Origin of the sequence: Luteimonas kalidii (genome assembly GCF_029887935.1) — a bacterium.
GTDB classification, from domain to species: domain Bacteria; phylum Pseudomonadota; class Gammaproteobacteria; order Xanthomonadales; family Xanthomonadaceae; genus Luteimonas; species Luteimonas kalidii.
The window spans coordinates 153517-179598 of sequence record NZ_JARXRO010000020.1 but is presented as its reverse complement, the minus strand read 5'-3'; the positions used below and the strand labels follow the sequence as shown (position 1 = coordinate 179598).

The window sequence follows — 26082 nt, the reverse complement described above, 5'->3', positions numbered from 1 at the left end:
GCCCGGATAAGGCCGAAGGCCGCATCCGGGGTCGGACGACAGCGTGCCACCACGGCTCCGCGAGGCGGGGCCGCAACGGGTCCCCGGGTGCGCTTCGCTTACCCGGGCTACGCGTCGCGTTCGCCGGTGCATGGGGGCGGGTCCACCTCTCCGCCCCAGTCCTGCGGCAACAGTCCGAGTCGCACGTGACGATGGAAGCTGGAATGCGGCCACTCGGCCACACGCGCGACCAGGCCGTGCTTGACCGGGTTCGCATGCACGTAGTCGATGTGCGAGGCCAGATCGCCCGCATCGCGGATGGTGTGTTCCCAGAACCGCATCTGCCACGGCGTCGACTTCACGGCGAGGCCGCGGGTGAATCCCTTCTTGATCTCGCGCCACAGCCCTGAGTAGTCGCCCTCCTCGTCGCGCATGGTGATCACCGCATGCAGGTGCTCGGGCAACACCACGACCGCCACCACCTCGTGCGCGATGCGTTCGCGCGCCTTCCGCCAGGACGCGCCGAGGAGGTCGATGTGGCGCACGAGCAGATCGCTCCGCCGGTCGCGCAGGGTGACCGTGAAGAAGAACGTTCCGCCGGGAACGCGATTGCGGCGATAGCGCACCATGCGCATACGCTCCCACGGCCGCGCGAACACGGGTATCGCGCGCGCTGGGCGCGACTGGTCGGGGATTTGTGCGTACGTGGGTCGGGGATCTTCCCGGGTGCGCTGCGCTTACCCGGGCGACGGGATCCGGGCATTGCGCGGTTCGGCATCGACGCGTAGCCCGGATAAGGCCGAAGGCCGCATCCGGGGTCGGCACACCGATGAAGCGGCTGGGCCGCTGGATGCGACGCGCGATGCGTTCCCCGGGTGCGCTTCGCTTACCCGGGCTACGGGCTACGGGCTGCGGTCGGCGAGCATCTGCTTGCGGATCTGGGCCTCGACGGCGGCGATGGCGGTCATGTTGACCACGCGGCGCGGGGTGGAGGTCTGGGTCAGCACGTGCGCGGGCTTGCTCACGCCCATCAGGATCGGCCCCAGGGCCACGCCCTCGGTCATCATCCGGATCAGGTTGTAGGTGATGTTGGCCGCGTCCAGGTTGGGCATCACGAACAGGTTCGCGCGCCCGTCCAGCGTGGTGTTGGGGAAGATGCGGCGGCGCAGGCCGTCGTCCCAGGCGGTGTCGCCCTGCATCTCGCCGTCGACCTCGAGCTTCGGCGCGCGCCGCAGCAGGATCTGCCGCACCTCGCGCATCTTGCGCGCGCTGGGATCGTCGTGGCTGCCGAAGTTGGAGTGCGACATCAGCGCGATCTTGGGCTCGATCCCGAACAGCTTGAGCCGGTACGCGGCCTGGATGGTGCTCTCGGCGATCTGCTCCGGGGTCGGGTCCGGCTGCACGTGGGTGTCGACGAAGAACCACAGGCCGCGGTCGTTGACCACGCCGGTCATCGCCGAGGTGCTCTGCACGCCCGGATCGAGCGGGAACACGCTGCGGATGTAGCCGAGCTTCTTGTGGAAGCGGCCGACCAGGCCGGTGATCATCGCGTCGGCCTCGCCGCGATCGACCATGATCGCGGCGATCAGGGTGGTGCGCGAACGCAGCATGGCCTTGGCCGCGTCGGGCGTCACGCCGCGGCGTTCGGTCAGGGCGTGGTAGTGGCGCCAGTAGTCGTTGTAGCGCGGGTCGTCGTCGACATTGGTGAGTTCGAAGTCCTCGCCCGCGCGCAGGCGCAGCCCCAGGCGCTGGATGCGCATGTCGATCACGTCCGGGCGCCCGATCAGGATCGGGAACGCCAGGCCCTCGTCGACCACGGTCTGCACCGCGCGCAGCACGGTCTCCTCCTCGCCTTCGGCGTAGACCACGCGCTGGCGGTCGCCGCGGGCGCGGTCGTACACCGGCTTCATCACCAGGCCGGTGCGATAGATGAACTGGCCGAGCTTCTCCCGGTACGCCGGCATGTCGGTGATCGGCCGGGTGGCGACGCCCGATTCCATCGCCGCCTTGGCCACGCACGGCGCCAGCTGCATCAGCAGGCGCGGGTCGAACGGGCGCGGGATCAGGTAATCCGGGCCGAAACTCGGAATCTCCTCGCCGTAGGCCGCGCCCAGGTCGCTGGCCTCGCTCTTGGCCAGGGCCGCGATCGCGTGCACGCAGGCGAGCTTCATCGCCTCGTTGATGCCGGTGGCGCCGACGTCCAGCGCGCCGCGGAAGATGTACGGGAAGCAGAGCGCGTTGTTGACCTGGTTCGGGTAGTCCGAACGGCCGGTGGCGATGATGCAGTCCGGACGCACGGCCTTGGCCGCTGCGGGCAGGATCTCGGGGTAGGGGTTGGCCAGCGCCAGGATGATCGGCGTCGGCGCCATGGTGGCCACCATCTCCGGCGTCAGGATGCCGCCGGCCGACAGCCCGAGGAACACGTCCGCGCCGGCGACGATCTGCGCCAGCTCGCGGTGGTCGGTGTCGCGCGCGTAGCGGCGCTTGGCCTCGTCCAGGTCGGTGCGGCCGCTGTGTATCACACCGCCGCGGTCGAAGGCGACGATGTGTTCGGGCTTCAGGCCCAGGGCGACCAGCATGTCCAGGCAGGCGATGCCGGCCGCGCCGGCGCCGGTGGTGGCCAGCCGGACGTCCCCGATCTTCTTGCCGGCGATCTCGAGCGCATTGACCACCGCCGCGGCGACGATGATCGCGGTGCCGTGCTGGTCGTCGTGGAAGACCGGGATCTTGAGCCGTTCGCGCAGCTTGCGTTCGACGATGAAGCATTCCGGCGCCTTGATGTCCTCGAGGTTGATGCCGCCGAAGGTCGGCTCGAGGCTGGCGATGATGTCGACCAGCTTGTCCGGATCCTTCTCGTCGACCTCGATGTCGAACACGTCGATGCCGGCGAACTTCTGGAACAGCACGCCCTTGCCTTCCATGACCGGCTTGCCGGCGAGCGGGCCGATGTCGCCCAGGCCCAGCACCGCGGTGCCGTTGGAGATCACCGCCACCAGGTTGCCGCGCGCGGTGTAGTCGCTGGCCTTGTTGGGATCGGCGGCGATTTCCTCGCAGGCGTAGGCCACGCCCGGCGAATAGGCCAGCGCCAGGTCGCGCTGGGTGAGCATCGGCTTGGTGGCGACGACCTTGATCTTGCCGCGCGGCGCCAGGCGGTGGTAGTCGAGCGCGGCCTGGCGGAATTCGTCGGCGGTTTCGCTGTTGTCCGGCAACTTGTCTGACATCGGGTCTTGGCCGTGTGCGGAACGGGGATTCTAGCCGCTCATCCCCGGACGGGCCGGCCGCTGCCGCTGCGGCGGCCGCGAACGCGCGCGGCGCGCGGCCGCCCGTGAGCGCTCACACGCCCGACGCGGCGGTGCAGCATGAACGGCGGTTGCGGCGCGGAGCTCAACCACGAGGCCCGGCGCAAGGACCGACAGAACGAAGCGGCCTCCGCCCGCAGGTCGCGCGCGGCCTCAGTCCCCGTCACCGTTCGACAGCCGGTCCAGCCGGATGCGGTTGGCAAACAGCGAGAACGCGAGCAGGCCGGCCAGGCCGTTGGCGCGCGCGACCCAGGTCGGCAGCCACCGCGGGGGCGCCAGCGTCGCGTCCTCGAACAGCGGCTCGAAGCGGCGCACGTCCTCCAGCGTCATCTTGCCGGCGAACAGCCACCGGCACTGCCGTAGCCGGCCCTCGCGCAGCGCGTGGCGGAAGAAGGTGTGCACCTCGACCAGGCCGCGCAGGTACACCGTGTCCTTGGCGAACGCCGCGCCGCCGCCGAGCGGCACGCCGCGGAACACGCGCTGGGCGGAGGCGAAGCTCTCGCCATCGGATTGCCCGGCATCGCGGAAGTAGCCGAACACCTGCAAAAAGTCCGCGCCCGCGAGCGCCATCGCGATCGCCTCGGTGCGCAGGCTCACGCGCTTCATGCGTTCGATGTCGATGCTGCCGGTGATCTGCTCGGCCAGCACCGCCAACCCTTCCTGGGTGGCGGTGACCCGCGGCGAGGACAGCGCCAGGCTCGGCAGCACCGGCTGCGCCCGTCCGTTGAGCGCGGTCAGCGAGTGCACCAGCGCCTCGTGGTGCAGCAGCTGCTGGCGGTCGTAATCGCTGAACGCGGCGCCGTCGCGCAGGCGGATGCGGTACGCGCCCGCGGCGGCCTTGGCGATCATGTCCGGATCCAGTTCGACCGCGATCACGCGCTCGCCGAAGAACGCATCCAGGTCGCCCTGCAGCTGCAGCCGCAGCGCGGTGGCCGACACGCCGACCTGTTCCTGCGGCGCAAGCAGTTCGTGGTCGAGCTCGTCGGCGATGCCGATGAAGTGGCGCGCGGCGTCGCGGCTGGTGGTGCCGCCGCCGGGCAGCGGGTCATCCGGATGTCCGTACAGCGCGACCGACAGCGCGCCCGCCTGCGCCGTGCCCAGGGCCTCGAGCAGGCGCGCGGCCAGGTCCCAGGCGCGGGCGGATTCGACCAGGTAGGCGCCGAGCGGGTGGTCGGCATCGGCGGCAGATGCGATTTCCGCCAGTTGGTGCCGCGCCGCGCTGAAATCGTGCCGCGGGTAGCGCACCTCGGGCATGCGCAGCTGTCCGCGCGCGTGGGCGTCCAGGAATCCGCGCTGGACCGACGCCGGCCAGCTGGCCAGCGACAGCACGCGCAGGCCGCGGGCGGCGGCGACCAGGCGCGCATCGAGCGCAGCGTGGTGGGCGATGGCGTCCGGCATCCCGCCTCCCCTCAGCCGCGGCGCCCGCTGCCGCCGCCCGGAGGCCGGGTGGGCGGCCTGCCGCCGGGACCGCGTGCGCCCGCGCCCGGGCGCTTGCCAGACGAGCCCTTCGCATCGGCCTGCTGGGCCACGCGCGAGGCCAGGCGGTCCGCGGCGCCGGCCACCTCGTCGCGCAGCTTGAGGTAGTTGGCCAGGCGCCCGGCGTCCAGCGCGCCGGATTCGACGGCGGCGCGCACCGCGCAGCCCGGCTCCTTCAGGTGCGCGCAGTCGCGGAAGCGGCACTGCGCGGCCAGCGCCTCGATGTCGCCGAAGCCGCCGTCGGCCAGCGTCTCCTCGCCGGTGGGCTTGAGTTCGCGCATGCCCGGGGTATCGATCAGGCAGGCGCCCGACGGCAGCGCGATCAGCGCGCGGAAGGTCGTGGTGTGGCGGCCGCGCGCGTCGTGTTCGCGGACTTCGGCGGTCTTCATCCGCTCGATGCCGAGCAGCGAGTTGGTCAGGGTCGACTTGCCCGCGCCCGAACTGCCGACGAGCACCGCGGTCGCGCCGGGCGGCAGGAAGCGGTCCAGCGCGGCGACGCTGGCCGGGTCGCGCGCGTTGACCGCGACGACGGCGACGCCCGCGGAGCTTGCGCCGGAAGACGCGGAGCCCGTCGCCTCGACCTGCCGCGGTGGATCCTGCGCCGGGTCGGGCGTGTCGGGGGCACCGTCCGCGTCGGCGGCTGCGGGCGGCGGCAGGTCGATCGCCGCCAGCCCGGCGCGCGCCGCGGCCACGTCCACGCCGGGGCGGTCGGCCTTGGTCAGCACCACCACCGGGGTCACGCCCTCGGCCTGCACCAGCAGCAGGTAGCGCTCGATCCGGCGCGGATTGAAGTCGCCGTCGAGCCCGCACACGATCAGCACGGTGTCGATGTTCGCGGCGATCAGCTGCTGCCGGTAGTGTTCGCCGGCGGCCCCGCGCTTGATCGCGCTGCGTCGCGGCAGCAGGGCGACGATCCGCCTGCCGTCCTCGACCAGCACCCAGTCGCCGACCACCGCGCGATCCTCCGGCGCCACCTTGCCACGCTTGTAGCCGGGCGGGCGCTGCCACTCCGGCGGCGACTCGACGGTGAAGGCGTGGTCGGTTGCATCGGCAACCACGTAGCCGGAGCGGTGCTGCTCCACCACCCGCGCCGGTCGCGCCTGCGGGTGCGCCGCCATCGCGTCGGCCCACGGCCCCGGCCCAGGCGCGCCGACACAGGGCCAGCCGATCGCGCGCAGCGCGTTGGCGGCGGGGATCAAGCGCGGGCGGGCGGGATCGGCATGCGGGGATTCTAGGGCCTGCGGGCGCGTGCGCCCGTTTCGGGATCGCCGCTGCCGCGCAGGTCCGGCAGCCGCGGCCGCGCAGCCGGTCACGGTTGCGGGCCAACGCGCGCCTCCACGCCGGCGTGCGGGCGCGTGGCACAGGCGTATGATCCGGAGTTTCGCGGCCTCCCGCCGCCCCGCCGCCGCTCCGATGTCACTGCCCAGCCTGCCCGTCCGCGAACGCCTGTCCGAAGTGCGCTACGAGATCCGCGGCGAGCTCGCCCGGCGCGCACGCGAGCTGGAGACCCAGGGCCGCAGCCTGATCAAGCTCAACATCGGCAACCCGGGGGCGTTCGGGTTCCGCGCGCCGGAGCATCTGCAGCGCGCGATCGCCGACCACATCCACCGCACCGATCCCTACACCCACCAGCAGGGCCTGCCGGAGGCGCGCGAAGCGATCGCCGCGCACCACGTCGCGCGCGGCACGCCGCACGCCTCGCCCGAACGCGTGTTCGTGGGTAACGGCGTCAGCGAACTGATCGACATCTCGCTGCGCGCGCTGCTCAACCCCGGCGACGAGGTGCTGGTGCCCTCGCCCGACTACCCGCTGTGGTCGGCCGCCACGATCCTCAACGACGGCCGCCCGGTGTTCTACCAGTGCCGCGAAGGCAACGGCTTCCTGCCCGACCCGGTGGAGCTGGAAGCGCTGGTGTCCGCGCGCACGCGCGCGATCGTGCTGATCAACCCGAACAACCCGACCGGCGCCAACTATCCGCGCGAGCTGCTCGAGCGCATCGTCGCGATCGCCACCCGGCACAACCTGCTGCTGCTGTGCGACGAGATCTACGACAGCATCCTCTACGACGACAACACCTTCGTTCCGGTGGCGCCGATCGCCGGCGACGCGCCGTGCCTGTCGTTCGGCGGCCTGTCCAAGGTGCATCGCGCCTGCGGCTGGCGCGTGGGCTGGGCGGTGCTGTCGGGCGATCCGAAGCGCAGCACCGAGTTCCGCCACGCGATGGACCTGCTCGGCGCGCTGCGCCTGTGCGCCAACGTGCCGGGCCAGTTCGCGATCGAGGCCGCGCTCACCGGCGCCGACACCATCACCCCGCTGTGCCGCCCGGGTGGCCGGCTGTACGAGACCCGCCGCGCGGTGATCGAGGCCTGCGCCGCCAGCCCGCACCTGGAGCTGGCGTCTCCGGCCGGCGCGCTGTACGCCTTCCCCGGCGTGGTCGGCGACGCCGCGCAGAACTTCGACGACCACGGCTTCGCGCTGGAGATGCTCGAGAGCGAGGACGTGCTGATCGTGCCGGGCGCCAGCTTCAACGTGCCCTATCGCAACCACTTCCGGGTCACCCTGCTGCCGCAGCCCGACGTGGTGCGCGAGGTGTTCGCGCGCATCGACCGGGTGCTCGACCGCCGCGCGCAGGCCCACGCCAAGGTGGTGCCGATGAAGAAGAAGGCCCGGCCCGCGGCGTGACGCGGGTGCGCTACCTCGCCCTGGGCGACAGCTACACCATCGGCGAAGGCATCGACGCCGACGGGCGCTGGCCGGTGCAGCTGGCGCGCGCGCTGCGTGCCGATGGCCTGGCGCTGGATGACCCCGACATCATCGCCGCCACCGGCTGGACCACCGACGAGCTGTCGGCCGCGATCGACGCGGCGGATCCGCCTGCCGGCTTCGACCTGGTCTCGTTGCTGGTCGGCGTCAACAACCAGTACCGCGGCCGCGACGTGGCGGAATACCGCGCGCAGTTCGATGCCCTGCTCGTGCGCGCCGTCGCCCTGGCCGGCGGACGTCCGGGGCGTGCGCTGGTGCTGTCGATCCCGGACTGGGGCGTGACCCCGTTCGCGATCCAGTCCGGCCGCGACCGGGCGCAGATCGCGCGCGAGCTCGACGCCTTCAACGCCGCCGCGCAGGCGGCCTGCGACGCGCGCGGCATCGCCTTCGTCGACATCACCGCGGCCAGCCGCGCGCAGGGGGGCGAGGTGCCGATGCTGGCCGACGACGGCCTGCATCCCTCCGCCGCCATGTACGCGCAGTGGACGCGGCTGGCGCTGCCGGTCGCGCGTCGGTTACTGTCGCCGCCATGAACGGACCCGTCCCGCGGCCCATGGAAGCCGCCGCCGCGCAGGGCATCGCCCGCGCCTTCCTGCCCGAGCGCACCCTGGGCAACCGCTACGACTACTACTACACGCTGACCAAGCTGCGCACCGACCCGCTGTATCCCGGCGTGCTCGATGCGCTGCGCGGGGTGGACGCGCCGCTGCTGGACCTGGGCTGCGGCCTGGGCCTGCTGGCGCACGCGCTGCGCCGCGAGGGCCAGCGCACGGACTACCTGGGCGTGGACATCGATGCGCCCAAGATCGAACGCGCGCGCCGCATCGCCGCGCGTGCGGCGCTGGCCGATGTGCGCTTCGACGTGGTCGACCTGGCCGCAGGCTACCCGCCGCACCGGGGCAGCGTCGCGATCCTGGACGTGCTGCAGTTCCTCACCCGCGACCAGCAGGCGACGCTGCTGGACGCGGCGACCGCGATGCTCGCGCCCGGCGCCGTGCTGGTGATGCGCGCCGCGCTCGACGACGGCAGCGCGCGCATCCGCCGCACCCGCGCCGGCGACCGCTTCGCCGCGCTGACTGGCTGGATGCCGGACCGGCCGAAGCACTATCCGGCGGTCGAGGACCTGCGCGCACGGCTCGATGCCGCGGGCCTGGCGGCCGACATCCGGCCCTGGTTCGGCAACACGCCGTTCAACAACTGGCTGGTGGTCGCGCGCAAGGCGTGACGCGGACGGGTCGGGTATCGGCCTCGTCGAATCGCAAGGCTGTGAGCCGAGCCTGCGGAATGTTCCTGCTGCTATCCGCACGGATGGACGACGCTCGACGCCGGTTTCCGGTGTGAGTCCGCGGCGACCTCGATCGCGTGGTGCGGTTCTCTCCACCAGGACAACCGCATCACTGTGCCCCCGGCACACAGGCGACCATGCGCTGGACTTTCCGGATGCCGATCCCGGATCTTGTTCCGGTTTTCGCTCCGCGCGCTACGCCGTCCCCGGTTCCGGCACCACCGCGCGATACCCCAGCGCCTCGAGGCGCGCCAGGACCGCGGCGATCATCTCGACGCTGCGGCCATGCGGCGCGCCCTCGTGCAGCAGCACGATCGCGCCGGGCGCGAGGTCGTGCTCGATCCTGCTCACCACGCGCCCGACATCGCGCTCGACCGCGTCGAAACCGCGCGCGTTCCAGCCCACGCGCGCCAGTCCCGCATCGCGCAGGGGCGTGGACACGAACGGATTGGCATGCCCCACCACCGCCCGGAACCAGCGCGGCGCGGCGCCGGTGATCGCCTGCAGCTGGCGCTGGCAGCCTTCGATCTCCGCGCGCATGCGCCGCGGTCCCAGTGCCCAGAACCGGGCCTGCGGATGGGTCAGGCTGTGGTTGGCGATGCCGTGGCCGCGGCTTGCGATCTCGCGCACCAGGTCGGGCCGCGCCTGCGCGCGGTCGCCGACGAGGAAGAACGTGGCCCTGGCGCCGTGCGCGTCGAGCAGGTCGAGGATCGGCAGGGTGTCGTCCGAAGGGCCGTCGTCGATGGTCAGCCAGACCTGGCGTTCATCCGCGGACAGCCGCGACAGCACCGGCCCGTACAGCGCCGCATTGGGCGCCAGCACGCCCCACCAGGCGACCGCATGGGTCGCCAGCATGACCGGCAACCCGACCGGCCAGCCCCAGCGCCACCACAGCCACGCCACCACCGCCTGCGAGAGCAGCAGCAACGGTAGCCAGGCGCGGGGATGGCGGGGTGGGCGGTGGGGTGCGTGCATCGGCACGATGATGCCATCGCCGCCTGCGCGACGGTCCGCGCACCGCTGCGTTCCGGGCCGCCTGCGGACGATCGCGGTACCATGGCAGGCCCCGTTTTCCGCAGGATTCCCCCATGTCCCTCGACCCCGCCGTGCGCGCCCGCATCGACGCGCTGCTGCAGTCCAACCGCGCCGTGCTGTTCATGAAGGGCGCGCCGGGCGCGCCGCAGTGCGGGTTCTCGGCCAAGGCGGTCTCCGCGCTCGATGCGCTGGGCGCCGATTACGCCCACATCGACGTGCTGTCCGATCCCGAGATCCGCGAAGGCATCAAGGCCTACGGCGACTGGCCGACCATCCCGCAGCTGTACATCGACGGCGAGCTGGTCGGCGGCAGCGACATCATCGGCCAGATGGTCAACAGCGGCGAACTGCACGCCGCGCTCGGCCTGCCCGCGCCGGACCGCACCCCGCCGTCGATCACCATCACCCCGGCGGCGCTGAAGATGATCCGCCAGGCGATCGACGATGCCGGCGGCGAAGTGGCGCTGCAGGTGGAGGTCGACCGCGGCTACCGCACCCGCCTCAACCTCGGCCCGGCCGATGCCGATGCGATCGCGGTCGACGTGGACGGCGTGCGGGTCCAGTTCGACGTCGCCGGCGCGCGCCGCGCCGAGGGGCTGACCATTGATTTCGCCGACGACATGCGCGGCAAGGGCCTGGTGATCGACAACCCGAACGCGCCGGGCCCGGTGGGCACGCTGACGCCCGCCGAAGCCGACGCCAAGGTGCGCACCGGCGAGGTGATGCTGGTCGACGTGCGCCCGCCCGAGGAACGCGCGATCGCCTCCGTGCCGGTGGCCTATCGCACCTTCGACGAGGGCCGCGGCGCGATCGAGGCGCTGCCGAAGGACACCGCGATCGCGTTCCTGTGCCACGGCGGCGGCCGCAGCGGTCAGGCGGCCGAGGAGTTCCGCGCGCTCGGCTTCCGCAATGTGTTCAACGTCGAGGGTGGCATCGCGGCGTGGTCGGACACGGTGGACGCGTCGATCCCGAAGTACTGAGCGCAGGCGCCCGCCCGCGGGCGGTGGCTCAGAAGCCGCCGCCCGCGTCCAGCCAGGCCTGCTCGTCGGCGGTGCTGTCGCGACCCAGCGCGCGGTTGCGGTGCGGGAAGCGGCCGAAGCGTTCGATCACCTCCAGGTGCGCCTGCGCGTACTGCAGGTACTGTGCGTCGCCCAGCGCCTCGAACAGCGACACCGCGCGCTGCTGGTCGGCCAGCGCCTCGGAGTGTTCGAACGGCATGTACATGAACGCGCGAAGGTCCGCATCCACTTCGCGGTCGAGGCCGGCGTCGAGCGCGCGCCGCGCATAGTGCAGCGCCAGCGCATCGGTGGCGAAGGCGTGGCCGCTGCCGCGGTAGACATTGCGCGGGATCTGGTCGAGCAGGATCAGCAGCGCCAGCGCGCCGTCGGGACTGTCCATCCAGGTCTCGCACTCGCGGCGTGCCGCGGCCAGGTGCAGGTCGGTGAAGCGCTCACCGCACTGGGCATCGAACGCATCGCCGCCGTTGAACCAGCGCTCGTAGCCGGACGCGCGCCAGAACTCGATGACCTGGCCGATCTCGTGTGTGTTGTCCATGGGCGGATGATAGCCGCGACCATACGCAGTGCGAAGCGCTCCGGTCGCGTCGCCCGGACGAGGCCAGAGGCCGCATCCGGAAGTGCCGCATCCGCAGATGCGCGCGATCGGGAGCGCGCAACGGTCCGGGTCGCGCGGGGCCCCGGGTGCGCTTCGCTTACCCGGGCTACGACCGACGCCTGGCGATCCGGGATACATCCGTGCCGGGAAGCGCACCGCGTAGCCCGGATAAGGCCGCAGGCCGCATCCGGGGATGACCCATCCGGAATTGCTGCATCCGCGGGTACGGGCGACCGGGAACACCGCGGCGGCGGTCGCGATCGCGAGGTCCCGGTGCGCTTCGCTTACCCGGGCTACGGGTCGATGCCTCGGAATTCCGGACGCTTCGGCGTCGGGAAGGCGTCGCATTGCCTCGCCCGGACGAGGCCGAGCGCGCGCATGCGGTAGCGGGCGGCAGACGCACGCCGTGCGCGCCGCGGCGCGGTTATTCGTCGAACCGCAGGTGCCGCACCGATTTGCCGTGGCGGCGGATCAGGCGGAGCGCCTCGATGCCGATCTGGATGTGGCGTTCGACGAATTCCGCGCTCACGCGCGCATCGGAGACGTCGGTCTTGACGCCTTCGGGAATCATCGGCTGGTCGCTCACCAGCAGCAGTGCGCCCGACGGAATGCGGTTGGCGAAGCCGGCGGCGAACAGGGTCGCGGTCTCCATGTCGATCGCCATGCAGCGCATCGCGCGCAGCCGCTTCTTGAACGCGTCGTCGTGCTCCCAGACCCGGCGGTTGGTGGTGAACACGGTGCCGGTCCAGTAGTCGTGGCCGAGGTCGCGGATCATGGTCGAGACCGCGCGCTGCAGCGCGAACGCCGGCAGCGCCGGCACCTCGGGGAGCAGGTAGTCGTTGGACGTGCCTTCGCCGCGGATCGCCGCGATCGGCAGCACCAGGTCGCCGAGCTGGTTCTTGCGCTTGAGCCCGCCGCACTTGCCCAGGAACAGCACCGCCTTGGGCCCGATCGCCGACAGCAGGTCCATCATGGTGGCCGCGTTCGGACTGCCCATGCCGAAATTGATCATGGTGATGCCGTCGGCGGTGGCGCTGGGCATCGGCCGGTCGATGCCGACGACTTCGGCGCCCGTGAGCCGGCTGAAGTGCCCCAGGTAGCCGCCGAAGTTGGTCAGCAGGATGTGTTCGCCGAATTCCTCGAGCGGCACGCCCGTGTAGCGCGGCAGCCAGTTGGCGACGATCTCGTGCTTGTCCTTCATGCCGTCTCCTTTTTTTGCGGCATTCTGTCACGCACCATGACCTTTGGCGGCTGGCGCATCCCGCGCCAGCGGCTACCGTCCGCCGATTCTCCCGGGGAACACCAGCATGCTCCGACCCTTGACCGCCGCGCTGTGCTTGGCCCTGTTCGCCGGCTGCGCGAGCACCGGCGGCAGCGACGCCCCGGCGTCTGCCGCCGAGGCGCGTCCCGGCTCCGGCCAGGAGGCCTACGCCAGCACCTATCGCGCGATCGCCGCGCCGCCGGTGCTGATCAGCGGCGCCACCGTGCTCACCGGCGACGGGCGCCGGCTCGAAGGCGCCGACGTGCTGCTGCAGGACGGCCGCATCGCCGCCGTCGGCAGCGGGCTCACCGCCGGCAGCGATGCGGTGCGCGTGGACGGCCGCGGCAAGTGGGTCACGCCGGGCCTGATCGACGTGCACTCGCACCTGGGCGTGTACCCCAGCCCCGGCGCCAGCGCGCACAGCGACGGCAACGAGGCCACCGCGCCGGTCACCGCCCAGGTCTGGGCCGAGCACTCGGTGTGGCCGCAGGATCCCGGTTTCGGCGCGGCGCTGGCCGGCGGCGTCACCGCGCTGCAGATCCTGCCCGGCTCGGCCAATCTGGTCGGCGGGCGCGGCGTGACGCTCAAGAACGTCGCCGCCACCACCGCCCAGGGCATGAAGTTCCCGGGCGCGCCGCACGGGCTGAAGATGGCCTGCGGCGAGAACCCCAAGCGCGTCTACGGCCAGAAGGGCGGCCCGTCCACGCGCATGGGCAACGTGGCCGGCTACCGCAGCGCCTTCATCGACGCCCAGGACTACGCGAAGAAGCGCGAGAAGGACGATTCCGGCAAGCGCGACCTCAAGCTGGAGACGCTGGCCGGCGCGATGGCCGGCGACATCCTGGTGCACATCCACTGCTACCGCGCCGACGAGATGGCGCAGATGCTGGACCTGGCGAAGGAGTTCGATTTCCAGATCGCCGCCTTCCACCACGGCGTGGAGGCCTACAAGCTCGCCGACCGCCTGGCCGCCGACGGCGTGTGCGGCGCGCTGTGGGCCGACTGGTGGGGCTTCAAGATGGAGGCCTTCGACGGCATCCAGGAGAACATCGCGATCGTCGACCGGCCCGCCAACGGCTGCGCGATCGTGCATTCGGATTCCGACGAGGGCATCCAGCGCCTCAACCAGGAGGCGGCGAAGGTGATGGCCAACGCGCGCCGCGTGGGCATCGAGATCGCGCCCGAGCGGGCGATCCGCTGGATCACGCAGAACGCGGCGAAGTCGCTGGGCGTGCTCGACGTCACCGGCACCCTGGAGGCCGGCAAGATGGCCGACGTGGTGCTGTGGAACGGCAATCCGTTCACCGTGTACGCGCATGCCGAACAGGTGTACATCGACGGTGCGCGCCTGTACGACCGCGCCGACCCGACGCTGCGGCCGACGACGGACTTCATGCTCGGCCAGCCGACCGCGGCGACCGGAGGTGCCCGATGAACCGCCGCCTCGCACTGCTGGCGCTGCCGCTCGTCGCCGCCTTCGGCATCGGACCCGCGTTCGCGCAGGACGTGCTGATCCGCAACGCCACCGTGCACACCGCCAGCGAACGCGGCACGCTGCAGGCGCACGACGTGCTGGTGCGCGGCGGCCGCATCGCCGCCATCGGCAGCGGGCTGGCCGCAGCCGGAGTGGCCGAGGTCGATGCCGGCGGACGCCCGCTCACGCCGGCGCTGTTCGGCGGCATCACCGGCATCGGCATCGAGGAAGTCTCGGGCGAGGCCTCCACCCGCGACGCTTCGCTCGCGCTGGGCGAGAACGCCAAGGACATCACCGTCCGCCCCGAGTTCGACGTGACCCTGGCCTACAACCCGGAATCGATCCTGCTGCCGGTCGCACGGGTGGAAGGCATCGGCTTCACCCTGCTCACCGCCAACACCACCGCCGGCGGCTCGATCGTCGGCGGCCAGGGCGCGGTGGTGCGCCTGGATGGCAGTCCCGACCCGAGCGGCCCGAAGGTGCTGTTCGTGGCGCTGGGCGCGGGCGCATCGAACCTCAGCGGTTCCTCGCGCGCGGGCCAGTGGATGCTGCTCGACCAGCTGGTCGAGGAGGCGCGCGGACGCCTGCCGGCGGATTCGAACTTCGCCCTGCTCACGCCCGCCGGGCGCACGACGCTCAGGCGCTACCTCGACGGCGGCGGCCGCGTGGTGGTCGAGATCGACCGCGCCGCCGACATCCGCCAGTTGCTGCGCTGGTCGCGTGCGCACGGGCTGCGGATCGCCATCGCCGGCGGCGCCGAAGCCTGGAAGCTGGGCCGCGAACTCGCCGCCGCCGACGTGCCGGTGTTCCTCGATCCGCTGGTGAACCTGCCGGGCAACTTCGACCGCCTCGGCGCCACGCTCGAGAACGCCGCGCGCCTGCATGCCGCCGGCGTGCGGGTGGGCTTCACCCAGTCGGGCGACGCCTCGCACAACGCGCGCAAGGTGCGCCAGCTGGCGGGCAATGCGGTGGCCAACGGGCTGCCGTGGGAGGCAGGGCTCGCGGGCCTGACCCGGGTGCCGGCGCAGGCGTTCGGGGTCGGCGACCGGCTCGGGACGATCGCGGTCGGCCAGACCGCCGACCTGGCGCTGTGGACCGGCGATCCGCTCGACGTCGCCCAGGTCGCGCAGCAGGTGTGGCTGGGTGGCCGCGCGATCCCGATGCGCTCGCGCCAGACCGAGCTGCGCGACCGCTACCTGCGCGCGGCGCCGGCGGCCGAGTCCGGCGCATTGCCGCGCGCCTATCCGGCGCGCGTGGAGTAAAGCCCGCCACCCGCGACCATCGATCGGCGTCGCGTTGCGCGCGCGCGGGACGGGCCGGGGCCCGGGGCCCGCGCGCATCGCCAAGCCTCGCCCTTGCTCGCGGTGGGCGCGCGTGCATCCCCAGGCCGCGATAGACGAGCCGCCGGGAACCCGCGCGGACGCATCTGCGAGACAATGCGGCGGCAGGCGGGCGCGACGTCCCCGCGACGGAGGACCAGGCGATGCGCATCGGACTCGTGGTCGATTCGACCTGCGACCTGCCGGTCGCCTGGCTGCGCGAACACCAGGTCGGGATCCTGCCGATCTCGGTGCGCATCGGCGACGAACTGCGGGTCGACTACCGCGACGAGGCCGACACCCTGGCCTTCCTGCATTCCCACATCGCCGAGCGCGGCGCCAGCGCCGAGACCATTCCGTTCACCGTCGAACAGATCCGGGACCTGTTCCTGCAGCGGCTGGTGGTCGACTACGACCACGTGTTCTGCATCACGGTGACGAAGACCCGCAGCCAGATCTTCGACAACGCGCTGCAGGCCAGCTACGCGATCCTCAACGAGTACAAGCCGGTCCGTGCCGCGGCGGGCCACCCGACCCCGTTCGCGATGCGCCTGGTCGACACCCAGAACCTGTTCTCGGCGCAGGGCGTGCTGCCGGTGGAGGCGGTGCGGCTGCGCGCGGCCGGCGACGGCCCCGGCCGCATCCGCGCGCGCTTGGAACACCTGGCGCTGCACACCTACGGCTACCTGGTACCGCGCGACCTGTACTACATCCGCAACCGCGCGCGCCACAAGGGCGACCGCAGCGTGAGCCTGCTCAGCGCCGCGCTCGGCACCGCGCTCGACATCAAGCCGGTGCTGCGCGGCTGGCGTGGCGACACCGGTCCGGTGGCGAAGATCAAGGGCTTCGATCCGGCGGTGCGTGCCCTGTTCGAGTTCGCCGCACGACGCGTGTCCGCGGGCCTGCTCACGCCCACCCTGTGCCTGTGCTACGGCGGCGAACTCGACGAGATGCGGGCGATGCCCGGCTACGAGGCACTGCGCGCGGCCTGCGCCGATCGCAACATCGAGGTGTTCGAGAGCGTGATGAGCCTGACCGGGATGGTCAACGTGGGCAAGGGCGCGGTATGCATCGGATTGGCCGCGGACCCGCACGCCTTCGGCTGATCGCCACGCGGCGTCGACGCGCCGCTGCTAGCCTGCAGCCTTCCCTGCTTGGACGAGACGCCATGGCCACCCGCTACCACCTCCGCCTGCCCGACCCGGCCGCGCTGCGCGACGCCGGCGAGTTCGCGTTCCGCTCCCAGGGCGCCGAAGGCTTCGCCGGAGAACTGCAGGCCGCGCTGCGCACCGATGCGCTGTTCCAGCGCTGGCGCGCCACCCGGGAGGATCCGGACGCGGTCGATCCCGCGCTGGGCGCGGTCGATCCCGCCGCCACGGTGAACGGAGAGCCGCACGACCTGCACGTCGACCTGGTCGCGACCACATCGCTGTCGGGCAACCTGCTGCGCCAGCGCATGCGCCTGCTCGCGGGCAGCGCGTGGGAACTGCGCGACGTGCGCGCCGGCTGAGCGCAGCGCGTGCGCACGCCCGCCCTGCTCGCCTGGAGCGGCGGCAAGGACGCCGCGTGGACCCTGCACGAACTGCGCCAGCGTGGAGCACTGGAGGTGGTCGGCCTGCTGAGCACGATCACCCGCGAGGACGGCCGCAGTTCGATGCAGGGCGTGCGCCGCGAGGTGCTGCGCGCGCAGGCGCGGGCCGCCGGGCTGCCGCTGCTGGAGGTCGCCCTGCCCGCAGCCTGCGGCAACGATGCCTACGAGGCGGCGATGACGGAAGCGCTGGTGGCCGCATCGGCGCGCTGGCCGGACCTGCGCACGGTGGCGTTCGGCGACCTGTTCCTGGCCGACATCCGCGCCTGGCGCGAGCAGCGCATGGCGCGCATCGGCTGGCGGATCGAAACGCCGCTGTTCGGCCGCGACACCGCCGCGCTGGCGCGCGCGATGATCGCCGGCGGACTGCGCGCCTCGCTGTGCTGCATCGACACGCAGCAGCTGGACGCGCGCTTCGCCGGCCATGCGTTCGACGAGGGGCTGCTGGACGCCCTGCCGGCGGGCGTCGATCCATGCGGCGAGCGCGGCGAATTCCACACCTGCGTGCATGACGGCCCGATGTTCGACGCGCCGCTGGCACTGGTGCGGGGCGGTACGAACGTGGTCGACGAACGGTTCGCGCGCACCGACTTCGCGCTGGCCGGCGGCTGACGCCGGCCGGCGTCAGTCCAGCGTGTAGCCGATGCGGAAGCCGCCCCAGTGGCGGCCGTCGACGAATACCGGCACCGACAGGTCGAACATGATCTGCCCGGTGTCGCGGCGGTACACCTGCAGCTTGTAGGGGTCGGTGTGCGCGCCCACGCTGCGGCCGACGCGGTCGGAGAAGATGCGCTTGGTGCGGTTGCCGACCAGGTCGCGCGCCGGATCGCCGGTGAGCGGCTGGCAGAAGCGGTCGTTGTGGGTGGGCACGTAGCCGTCGGGATTGGCGCTGATGGCGAACACGATCCACGGATGCGCCCGGGTCACCGCTTCCTGCAGCGGCGGCAGCAGTTCGTCGCACAGGGCGTCGAACGTGGTCTCGTACTTGGTCGGCTCGATCCCCTCGATCGGGATGTACTCGCGCGAGAACAGCGCGTCGGCAGCGATCCAGCCCTGCCGCAACGCATCCTCGAAGGTCGCGCCGATGGCGGTGGCGGCCTCGCGCCCGAGTTCCAGCACGCGCGCGTGGCGCGGCTCGCGCAGCGGGTCGGGCGGCAGCCGGAACAGGCCGACGCAGTCGTGCAGCGCGCCGGCGCCGCTGCCGAGCGCCTCGCTGCGTTCGGCGACCTTGGCCGCATGCTGCAGGTTGCTGCGCCCGAGCTCGGCCACCCGGCCGACGGCGCGGTCGATGTCGGCGATCGCGTCGCCCTGTTGCGCGATGCCCGTCGCGACGGTGTCGATCGCCGCGCTCGCGCGGCCGAGCAGCGCGCCGATGCCGCCGAGGACGTCCTCGGTGCGGCGCGCGGTCGCCGCGCCCTCGCCGAGCGCATCGCCGTTCTCGCCGATGATCCGGCGCACGTGGCGTGCCGCCTCCGCCGCGCGTTCGGCCAGGCGCCGGATCTCGGTCGCCACCACCGCGAAACCGCGCCCGGCGGGGCCGGCGTGCGCCGCCTCGATGCTGGCGTTGATCGACAGGATGTTGGTCTGGAAGGCGACCTGGTCGATGACCTCGATGACCTCGTTGGCGCGGGCCGAACTCGCCTGCACCGCGGCCATCGCCTCGGCCAGGGCACGCGCGGCCGCAGCGCCCTCGCGCGCGCTGTCGTCGGCGCTGGCAGCGACGGCGGTCACCGCGCGCAGGTCGCCGCCGATGCCTTCGAGCCCTTCGAGCAGCCCGCGCGTGGAGCCCACCACGGTGTCCAGCGCGTCGACCTGGGCCTGCGACTGCCGCACCAGCTCGTCGTTCTCGGCCACCACCTGCGGCACTTCCGCGGCCACCTGCAGCGACAGGGCCACGGCCTGGCGGATCGCCTCGGCGAGGTTGCCGAAGCCGGCCGCGAGGCGGCGTGTCTCGGGGAGCGCGGCATCGGCGGGGTCGAGCGCCAGGTCGAGTTCGCAGGCCGCCAGACGGTCGCCGACGCGCGCCAGCAGCTGTACGGCGGCGTCCTCGTCCGCGACCGGCGTCGCCACCGGGGCGACCGGCGCGACGGGCACCGCGGGGACCACCGGCGCGGCCGCGGCGCGTTCGCGCCACAGCGCGGCACTGTGCGGATCGGGCAGCGACAGCAGCCAGCCGCCGCCGTCGCGGTCGTACTGGTAACACACGCGGCGCGCCGGATCGGGGCCGGGCGCCACCCACACGCCCTCCTCGCCACCGAGGTCGTCCGGCGACAGGCCCCACACGCAATCGCACCGGAGGGACGCGGGATCGGCGCCGGCAAGATCGAGCAGGTCGATCGCGGCGCGGTTGAGCGCCTGCACGCAGCCGTCGCCGTCCAGCCGGATCAGCGCGACGGGAGCGTCGGGCAGTGCGGGCAGGCAGGTGGCGGCAGGGTCGAAGGCGGGCATGTCCGCTCCCGGAAAGGGTCCCTGCCGGTAACGGCCGCCCGGCGCCGGAATTGAGTCACGGGCCTCGCGACAGGCCCGCGCGGCGGCTGGGCTACGCCTGCAGCGCCCGCGCGTGGTGGGCCATGTGCTCGCCGAGGAAGCTGGCCATGAAGTAGTAGCTGTGGTCGTAGCCCGGCTGCAGGCGCAGGGTCAGCGGGTGGCCGGCTTCGGCACAGGCGGCCTGCAGCAGGCCCGGCCGGAGCTGGCTGTCGACGAATTCGTCGCCCTCGCCCTGGTCGACCAGCAGCGGCAGCCGCTCGGCCGCCCCGGCGACCAGCGCGCAGGCATCCCACGCCCGCCAGGCCTCGCGGTCGTCGCCCAGGTAGGCGGTGAAGGCCTTCTCGCCCCACGGGACCTGCGAGGGCGCCACGATCGGCGCGAACGCCGACACGCTGCGGTACCGCCCGGGATTGCGCAGCGCCAGCACCAGCGCACCGTGGCCGCCCATCGAGTGGCCACTGATCGCGCGGCGGTCGTCGACCGCGAAGGCCGACTCCACCAGCGCCGGAAGTTCGTCGACCACGTAATCGTGCATCCGGTAGTGGGTCGACCACGGCGCCTGCGTGGCGTTGAGATAGAAGCCGGCCCCCTTGCCCAGGTCGTAGCCGTCGGCATCGGGCACCTCGTCGCCGCGCGGACTGGTGTCCGGGGCGACGACGACCACGCCGTGCTCGGCCGCGTAGCGTTGGGCACCGGCCTTGGTGATGAAGTTCTGCTCGGTGCAGGTCAGGCCCGAGAGCCAGTACAGCACCGGCAGCGTCGCGCCCGGCGTGGCCGCCTGCGGCGGGAGGTACACCGCGAACCGCATGGTGCAGCCCAGCGTGTCCGACGCGTGTTCGTAGACGTCCTGCCAGCCGCCGAAGCAGGCGCGGTGTTCGATGCGTTCGAGCGTCATGGTCTCTCCCGTGTTCCCGTCTCCCGCCCGGAGAAGGTGGCGCGACAGCGCCGGATGAGGGTTTGGCGAAGCGCGATTGCCTGCCGGATGCGGATGCTGCAGGAGGCGCGGCGTCCGGCGATCTGGATGTCGCCGGCCCCTCTCCCCAGGCGAAAGGGCTTGCGCGTCAGTAATGCACCACCGAGCGGATCGACTTGCCCTCGTGCATGAGATCGAAGGCTTCGTTGATCCCGTCCAGCGGCATCGTGTGGGTCACGAACGGCGCCAGTTCGATCTCGCCGCGCATCGCGTCCTCGACCATGCCCGGCAGCTGCGAGCGGCCCTTCACCCCGCCGAACGCGGTGCCCATCCACTTGCGCCCGGTCACCAGCTGGAACGGGCGCGTGCTGATTTCCTGCCCGGCGCCGGCGACGCCGATGATCACGCTCTGGCCCCAGCCGCGGTGCGCGCATTCCAGCGCCGCGCGCATCACGTTGACATTGCCGATGCACTCGAACGAATGGTCCACGCCCCAGCCGGTCATCTCCACGACCACCTGCTGGACGGGCTGTTCGAAATCCTTCGGGTTGATGCAGTCGGTCGCGCCGAACTGTTTCGCCATCTCGAACTTGGACGGATTGGTGTCGATGGCGATGATGCGTCCCGCCTTCGCCTGGCGCGCGCCCTGGATCACCGCCAGGCCGATCCCGCCCAGCCCGAACACCGCGACGCTGTCGCCTTCCTGCACCCTGGCGGTGTTGTGCACCGCGCCGATGCCGGTGGTCACGCCGCAGCCCAGCAGGCACACGTGCTCCGGGTTGGCGTCCGGATTGACCTTCGCCAGCGAGACCTCGGCCACCACGGTGTATTCGCTGAAGGTCGAGCAGCCCATGTAGTGGTACAGCGGCTGGCCTTCATAGCTGAAGCGCGAGGTGCCGTCGGGCATCACGCCCTTGCCCTGGGTGGCGCGCACCGCGGTGCACAGGTTGGTCTTGCCGCTGGTGCAGAACAGGCACTGCCCGCATTCGGCGGTGTAGAGCGGGATCACGTGGTCGCCCGGCGCCACGCTGGTCACGCCCTCGCCCACCTCGACCACGATGCCGGCGCCTTCGTGCCCGAGCACGACCGGGAACAGGCCCTCGGGATCCTCGCCCGACAGCGTGAACGCATCGGTGTGGCAGACGCCGGTGTGGGTGATCCTCACCAGCACTTCGCCGGCCTTCGGCGGCGCGACGTCGATCTCGACGATCTTCAGCGGTTCGCCTGCGGCGAAGGCGACGGCGGCACGGGATTTCATGGGATACGACTCCTGCAATGGATGCCGGCGCCAGCGCCGGCAGGGATGTCATCTCAGATACGAGCGCACCAGCGCGGTCATCTCGTCCACGCGCGCCTTGCGGCTGGCCGCGTCGCTCGCGGGTTCGCCGAACTGCTCGCGCAGGTGCGCCTCGAGCACCTCGCTCATCAGCCCGTTGACCGCGCCGCGGATCGCGGCGATCTGCTGCAGCACGGGCGCGCAGTCGGCGCCGGACTCGAGCGCGCGCTCCACGCCCTCGCACTGGCCGCGGATGCGGCGGACGCGGGCGAGGACCTTCTTCTTTTCCTCGGGCGAATGGGGCACGACGGGCACTGGCTCGATAGTGGGGGGTAGTATATCCGAGGTCAGGTCGGACACGGCCACCGGGCACCTGAGGTTCGCCGCAACCGCCACGCGGACACGGGCTGCCTCAGCGGTTGGCCAGCTCCAGCAGCACCTCGGCATGGCATGGCGCGTCCGGCGCGCACCAGCAGGCCAGGTCGCGACCGCGCAGCGCCACTCGAGCCGCATTCACGCGCGCCGGATCGGCCAGCATCCAGTCACGGAAGCGCGCCACGCAGGTGGCCGCATCGCCGTCGATGCCGATGCGGAACGGATTGCCCCAGCGCGTGGGCCGCGCCACGCTCACGGCGTCGTCCGGCAGGCGCCAGCCGCGTCGGCGGCTCAGCTGGAGACGGACGGGCACGACGCGCCCGTCAGCCCGTCGGCGGCATCACCGCATCGTCGGCGGCCTTCGCACGGCGATAGGCCTCGCGCGCGCGCAGCCGCTCTGCCCAGGCGGTGAATGCAGGGCGTTCGGGGATGGACTTGAACGCCAGGCCGAAGTCGACCTGGCTGCCGACATAGACGTCGGCGGCGCTGAAGCGCTCGCCCAGCAGCCACGGCGATGCGGAGGCTGCCGCCATCTCCAGCACGTCCATCGTCTGTTCGAAGCTGCCGTAGCCGACGAAGCCCGCCTTGTCGGGCGGCGGCAGGCCGCCCACGCTGCGTGCGGTGACCGCCGCCTCCACCGGGCCGGCGGCGAAGAACATCCAGCGCAGGTAGGGGCCGCGCAGCGGATCGTCCAGCGCCGGGGCCAGCCCGGCCTGCGGGAAGGCATCGGCGAGGTAGGCGCAGATCGCCGCGGCTTCGGTCACCACGATGCCGCGGTGCTCGATCGCCGGCACCTTGCCCATCGGATTGATCGCCAGGTAGTCCGGCGACTTCATCTCCGCGCCGTAGCCGTGCACGGCGGCGCGGTACGGCACGCCGAGCTCCTCCAGCATCCAGCGCACGATCCGGCCACGGGACATGGGGTTGGTGTGGAAGACGAGCTCACTGGCGGCCATTGCACTGCCCCGTCGGGAAAGGTGCCGACGATACCGCGCCGCCCGCCGCGGCGCGCGTGCCCGGAGCGACCGCGGCCCGCGCCTCAACCGGTGTTCTGGATCCCCGCCGAGATGCCGTTGACGGTCGACACCAGTGCGCGTAGCAGGTCCTCGTCCTCGCGGCCGCCGTCGCGCCAGCGCTGCAGCAGTTCGACCTGCAGCAGGCTGAGCGGATCGACGTAGGGATTGCGCAGGCGGATCGACAGCCGCAGGCGGTAGTCGTCGGCGAGGATGCGGTCGCGCTGCTTGAGCAGCAGGATCGCGTCGCAGGTGCGCAGGAACTCCTCGGCGATGCCGGGGTGGAAGGTCTCGTGCAGCGGTCCGGCGAGCTTCGAGTAGCGCTCGAAGATGGCGAGGTCGGACTTGGCCAGCAGCATCTCGACGTCGTCGAGCATGGCGGCGAAGAACGGCCAGTCGCGCGCCATCTCCGCCATCGCGTCCTGGCCGTAGCGCTGCACGCCCTGGCACAGCGCATGGCCGATGCCGTACCAGCCGGTCAGGCCGGAGCGGTTCTGCGACCAGGCGAACACCCACGGGATCGCGCGCAGGTTGTCGATGCCGCCGTCGCGCCGGCGCGAGGGACGCGAGCCGATCTGCAGGCGCTCGATCACGTCCACCGGGGTGGCGGCGCGGAAGTAGTCGGGGAAATCGGGATGCTCGTGCACCAGTGCGCGGTAGTGCGCGCGCGAGGCGTCGGCAAGCGTCCTGGCCATCTCGCGCCAGGCGGCCTCGCGCGGATCGCGCGGGCGCGGGCGCAGGGTGGCGCGCAGCACCGCGCCGGTGGTCTGCTCGAGGTTGCGCAGCGCCAGCGCGCGGATGCCGTACTTGCGGTGGATCACCTCGCCTTGTTCGGTGACGCGCATCGAGCCGTTCACCGAGCCGCGCGGCGCTGCGATGATCGCGCGCTCGGTCTTGCCGCCGCCGCGGCTGACCGAACCGCCGCGGCCGTGGAAGAACATGATCCGCACGCCGAATTCGTTGGCGAGCGCGGTCAGTTCCACCTGGGTGCGCTGCAGCGCCCAGCGCGAGGCGAACAGGCCGCCGTCCTTGGCGCTGTCCGAGTAGCCGAGCATCACCGTCTGCTCGTCGCCACGCGCGGACAGGTGGCGGCGGTAGGCGGGATCCTCGAACAGCGAGCGCATCACGCCCGGCGCGGCCTTGAGGTCGTCGACGGTTTCGAACAGCGGCGAGACGTCCAGCGGCGCGCCCCCGTCCTCGACGCAGCCGGCCACGCGCGCCAGCGCCAGCACCGCCAGCGCATCGGCCGCACTGCGGCTCATGCTGATGATGTACAGCCCGATCGCATCCACGCCGTGGCTGCGGCGCAGCTCCAGTACCGCGTGGAACACCGCCAGCGTGGAGGCCAGCACGTCGCCCGGCGCCGAGGGCGTGGCCGGCGGCGCGTCGAGCAGCGCCTGCAGGCGCGCGGTGCGCTCTCCGGCCTCGCGCGCGGCCCAGTCGGCGTCGCCCAGCAGGTCGGCCAGCGCGGCATCGTGCACCGCCGAATCCTGGCGCAGGTCGAGCGCGGCGAGGTGGAAACCGAACGTGCGCGCGCGCCACAGCACCCGCTGCAGGGCGAACCGGCCGGCGTGCTCGCCGCGATGGCGCGCGAGGCTGGCGTCGATCAGCTCCAGGTCGGCGATGAACTCGCGCGCGCCGGCGTAGCCCTGGGCATCGCCTTCCGCGGTCAGCGCAAGCCGCGCCTTCATCATGTCGATCAGGCGCCGGTAGGGCATGTCGGCCAGGCGCGGGCGCAGTTTGCGCGCCGCCTGCGGCAGCTGCGCGATGTAGGCGTCGGCGCGCGCGACCACCGCCGCGTCCACCTCCACCCTGCCCAGCGACTGGGTCAGCATGTTGCCCAGCGCGCGCAGGTCGGCGCGGTACTGGGCGATCGCCTGCGCCCGCTGCGCGTCGAGCGCGGCGCGGATGGTGTCGGCGTTGACGTTCGGGTTGCCGTCCATGTCGCCGCCGACCCATGTGCCGAAACGCAGCACCTGCGGCAGCGTGATGCGGCGCCCGTACACCGCCTCGACCGCCTCGGCGAAGGCCTCGTAGTACACCGGCACCACGCGGTAGAGCATGTTGGCCAGGTAGTAGCCGACGTGTTCGACCTCGTCGGCCACGGTGGGCTTCTGCGCCGGGGTGTCGCTGGTCTGCCAGCCGGCGGTGAGCGAGAGGCGGATGCGTTCCAGGTCCGCGCGGCGTTCGACCGGCGTGCGCGTGCGGTCGAGGTCGTCGACCAGCCGTTCGACGACGTCGCGCTCCTTTTCCAGCATCACCCGGCGCACGGCCTCGGTGGGGTGCGCGGTGAACACCGGCTCGACCCACAGCCGCGGCAACGTGGCCTGCAGTTCCTCGAAGCTGACGCCGTCCTCGCGCAACCCGCGCAGCACCGCCTCGAACCCGCCGGGCTGCGGCAGTTCGCTGCTGCGCTCGTAGTCGCGGCGGCGGCGGATGCGGTGCACGCGCTCGGCCAGGTTGATCGCACCGAAATAGGTGGAGAACGCGCGCACCACCACTTCGGCATCGGCCAGCGGCACGCGCGCCATCTCCTCGGCCAGCGCGTCGACCGGCAGGCCCTGCTCGCGGCGTGCGATCGCGGCGCGGCGGATGGCTTCGACCTCGTCCAGCAGCGCCGGCGAGCCCTGTTCGGCGAGCACCTCGCCGACCAGCGCGCCGAGGCGGCGCACATCGTCGCGCAGCAGGGTGTCGGTGTCGGCGAATTCGAGCTGGTCGCGCAGCGGGCCGTCGGGGATGTTCATCCGCCAGAGGCTAGCGTGTTTCGTGACGCAGCGCAGCATCCGTTGCCGGCGCAACCTTCGCGGCGGCTGTCGTCCGCGCGGGTCTCCACCCGGTCACAACGCTCCACGCACGCGGATCGGCGTGCGCATGGCGGGGTGCCGCGATGGCTCCGACACTGCGGCGGGGGCACACGGCACGCGC

Annotated in this window: 23 protein-coding genes; 9 read left to right on the top strand and 14 right to left on the bottom strand. The window is 72.2% G+C overall.

Annotated features, from left to right (window positions below; all coding sequences use genetic code 11):
- Positions 1-107: 107 nt before the first annotated feature.
- The 4 genes from QFW81_RS14275 to rsgA all read right to left on the bottom strand — a co-directional run bounded on the left by QFW81_RS14275 (position 108) and on the right by rsgA (position 5953).
- A complete protein-coding gene (locus tag QFW81_RS14275) occupies positions 108-608 on the bottom strand; it encodes an REP-associated tyrosine transposase (RefSeq protein WP_280579699.1) in 501 nt (166 codons plus the stop codon).
- Between the two features lie 273 nt (positions 609-881).
- Entirely contained in the window at positions 882-3200 is a 2319-nt protein-coding gene (locus QFW81_RS14270; protein ID WP_280579697.1) for an NADP-dependent malic enzyme, read from the bottom strand.
- 231 nt (positions 3201-3431) lie between these two features.
- Positions 3432-4676: a flavohemoglobin expression-modulating QEGLA motif protein gene (locus QFW81_RS14265; protein ID WP_280579695.1), complete on the bottom strand. Its 1245-nt coding sequence runs from the start codon at positions 4674-4676 to the stop codon at positions 3432-3434.
- Between the two features lie 11 nt (positions 4677-4687).
- On the bottom strand, positions 4688-5953 hold the full coding sequence (gene rsgA, locus QFW81_RS14260; protein ID WP_425604051.1) for a ribosome small subunit-dependent GTPase A: 1266 nt from the start codon (positions 5951-5953) through the stop codon (positions 4688-4690).
- A 214-nt stretch (positions 5954-6167) separates the two neighbouring features.
- On the opposite strand from rsgA, the gene QFW81_RS14255 reads away from it, so the two are divergent.
- Genes QFW81_RS14255 through QFW81_RS14245 form a run of 3 tightly spaced genes read left to right on the top strand, consistent with a single transcriptional unit; the run spans position 6168 to position 8742 of the window.
- Positions 6168-7436 (top strand): aminotransferase class I/II-fold pyridoxal phosphate-dependent enzyme, encoded by a 1269-nt coding sequence (locus tag QFW81_RS14255; RefSeq protein ID WP_280579694.1) that lies wholly within the window; start codon positions 6168-6170, stop codon positions 7434-7436.
- Complete coding sequence (locus tag QFW81_RS14250) at positions 7433-8050, top strand: SGNH/GDSL hydrolase family protein (protein ID WP_280579693.1); 618 nt, start codon at positions 7433-7435, stop codon at positions 8048-8050. Before QFW81_RS14255 ends, QFW81_RS14250 begins: the two co-directional genes overlap by 4 nt.
- Positions 8051-8070: 20 nt before the next feature.
- Entirely contained in the window at positions 8071-8742 is a 672-nt protein-coding gene (locus QFW81_RS14245; protein WP_425604069.1) for a methyltransferase domain-containing protein, read from the top strand.
- Between the two features lie 255 nt (positions 8743-8997).
- Here QFW81_RS14245 and QFW81_RS14240 read toward each other — a convergent pair whose 3' ends face one another.
- Positions 8998-9777 (bottom strand): polysaccharide deacetylase family protein, encoded by a 780-nt coding sequence (locus QFW81_RS14240; protein WP_280579691.1) that lies wholly within the window; start codon positions 9775-9777, stop codon positions 8998-9000.
- 113 nt (positions 9778-9890) lie between these two features.
- Here QFW81_RS14240 and grxD point away from each other — a divergent pair, with 113 nt between their 5' ends.
- Positions 9891-10817 (top strand): Grx4 family monothiol glutaredoxin, encoded by a 927-nt coding sequence (grxD, locus tag QFW81_RS14235; protein WP_280579690.1) that lies wholly within the window; start codon positions 9891-9893, stop codon positions 10815-10817.
- A 28-nt stretch (positions 10818-10845) separates the two neighbouring features.
- Here grxD and QFW81_RS14230 read toward each other — a convergent pair whose 3' ends face one another.
- Both QFW81_RS14230 and QFW81_RS14225 read right to left on the bottom strand, forming a co-directional pair.
- On the bottom strand, positions 10846-11391 hold the full coding sequence (locus QFW81_RS14230; protein WP_280579689.1) for a DUF924 family protein: 546 nt from the start codon (positions 11389-11391) through the stop codon (positions 10846-10848).
- A gap of 484 nt (positions 11392-11875) precedes the next feature.
- Entirely contained in the window at positions 11876-12652 is a 777-nt protein-coding gene (locus QFW81_RS14225; RefSeq protein ID WP_280579688.1) for an AMP nucleosidase, read from the bottom strand.
- Between the two features lie 106 nt (positions 12653-12758).
- On the opposite strand from QFW81_RS14225, the gene QFW81_RS14220 reads away from it, so the two are divergent.
- From QFW81_RS14220 to QFW81_RS14200, 5 genes are all read left to right on the top strand, one after another.
- Positions 12759-14147 (top strand): amidohydrolase, encoded by a 1389-nt coding sequence (locus tag QFW81_RS14220; protein WP_280579687.1) that lies wholly within the window; start codon positions 12759-12761, stop codon positions 14145-14147.
- Positions 14144-15448 (top strand): amidohydrolase family protein, encoded by a 1305-nt coding sequence (locus QFW81_RS14215; protein ID WP_280579685.1) that lies wholly within the window; start codon positions 14144-14146, stop codon positions 15446-15448. Before QFW81_RS14220 ends, QFW81_RS14215 begins: the two co-directional genes overlap by 4 nt.
- Before the next feature lie 221 nt (positions 15449-15669).
- On the top strand, positions 15670-16611 hold the full coding sequence (locus tag QFW81_RS14210; RefSeq protein ID WP_280579683.1) for a DegV family protein: 942 nt from the start codon (positions 15670-15672) through the stop codon (positions 16609-16611).
- Between the two features lie 62 nt (positions 16612-16673).
- Complete coding sequence (locus QFW81_RS14205; protein ID WP_280579681.1) at positions 16674-17015, top strand: hypothetical protein; 342 nt, start codon at positions 16674-16676, stop codon at positions 17013-17015.
- Between the two features lie 9 nt (positions 17016-17024).
- Positions 17025-17705 (top strand): Dph6-related ATP pyrophosphatase, encoded by a 681-nt coding sequence (locus QFW81_RS14200; RefSeq protein ID WP_280579678.1) that lies wholly within the window; start codon positions 17025-17027, stop codon positions 17703-17705.
- 12 nt (positions 17706-17717) lie between these two features.
- Here the strand turns inward: QFW81_RS14200 and QFW81_RS14195 are convergent, their stop codons facing one another.
- The 7 genes from QFW81_RS14195 to ppc form a co-directional block, all read right to left on the bottom strand.
- A complete protein-coding gene (locus QFW81_RS14195; protein ID WP_280579676.1) occupies positions 17718-19541 on the bottom strand; it encodes a methyl-accepting chemotaxis protein in 1824 nt (607 codons plus the stop codon).
- A gap of 91 nt (positions 19542-19632) precedes the next feature.
- A complete protein-coding gene (gene fghA / locus QFW81_RS14190; RefSeq protein ID WP_280579675.1) occupies positions 19633-20475 on the bottom strand; it encodes an S-formylglutathione hydrolase in 843 nt (280 codons plus the stop codon).
- A gap of 166 nt (positions 20476-20641) precedes the next feature.
- Positions 20642-21751, bottom strand: coding sequence for an S-(hydroxymethyl)glutathione dehydrogenase/class III alcohol dehydrogenase (locus QFW81_RS14185; RefSeq protein ID WP_280579674.1), 1110 nt, complete (start codon positions 21749-21751; stop codon positions 20642-20644).
- A gap of 48 nt (positions 21752-21799) precedes the next feature.
- The gene (gene frmR / locus QFW81_RS14180; protein WP_280579673.1) at positions 21800-22075 is read right to left on the bottom strand and encodes a formaldehyde-responsive transcriptional repressor FrmR; all 276 of its coding nucleotides are present in this window, start codon (positions 22073-22075) and stop codon (positions 21800-21802) included.
- A 106-nt stretch (positions 22076-22181) separates the two neighbouring features.
- The gene (locus tag QFW81_RS14175; RefSeq protein WP_280579671.1) at positions 22182-22457 is read right to left on the bottom strand and encodes a DUF4326 domain-containing protein; all 276 of its coding nucleotides are present in this window, start codon (positions 22455-22457) and stop codon (positions 22182-22184) included.
- A 10-nt stretch (positions 22458-22467) separates the two neighbouring features.
- Complete coding sequence (locus QFW81_RS14170) at positions 22468-23100, bottom strand: glutathione S-transferase family protein (RefSeq protein WP_280579669.1); 633 nt, start codon at positions 23098-23100, stop codon at positions 22468-22470.
- A gap of 83 nt (positions 23101-23183) precedes the next feature.
- Positions 23184-25901 (bottom strand): phosphoenolpyruvate carboxylase, encoded by a 2718-nt coding sequence (ppc, locus tag QFW81_RS14165; protein ID WP_280579668.1) that lies wholly within the window; start codon positions 25899-25901, stop codon positions 23184-23186.
- Between the last annotated feature and the right edge of the window lie 181 nt (positions 25902-26082).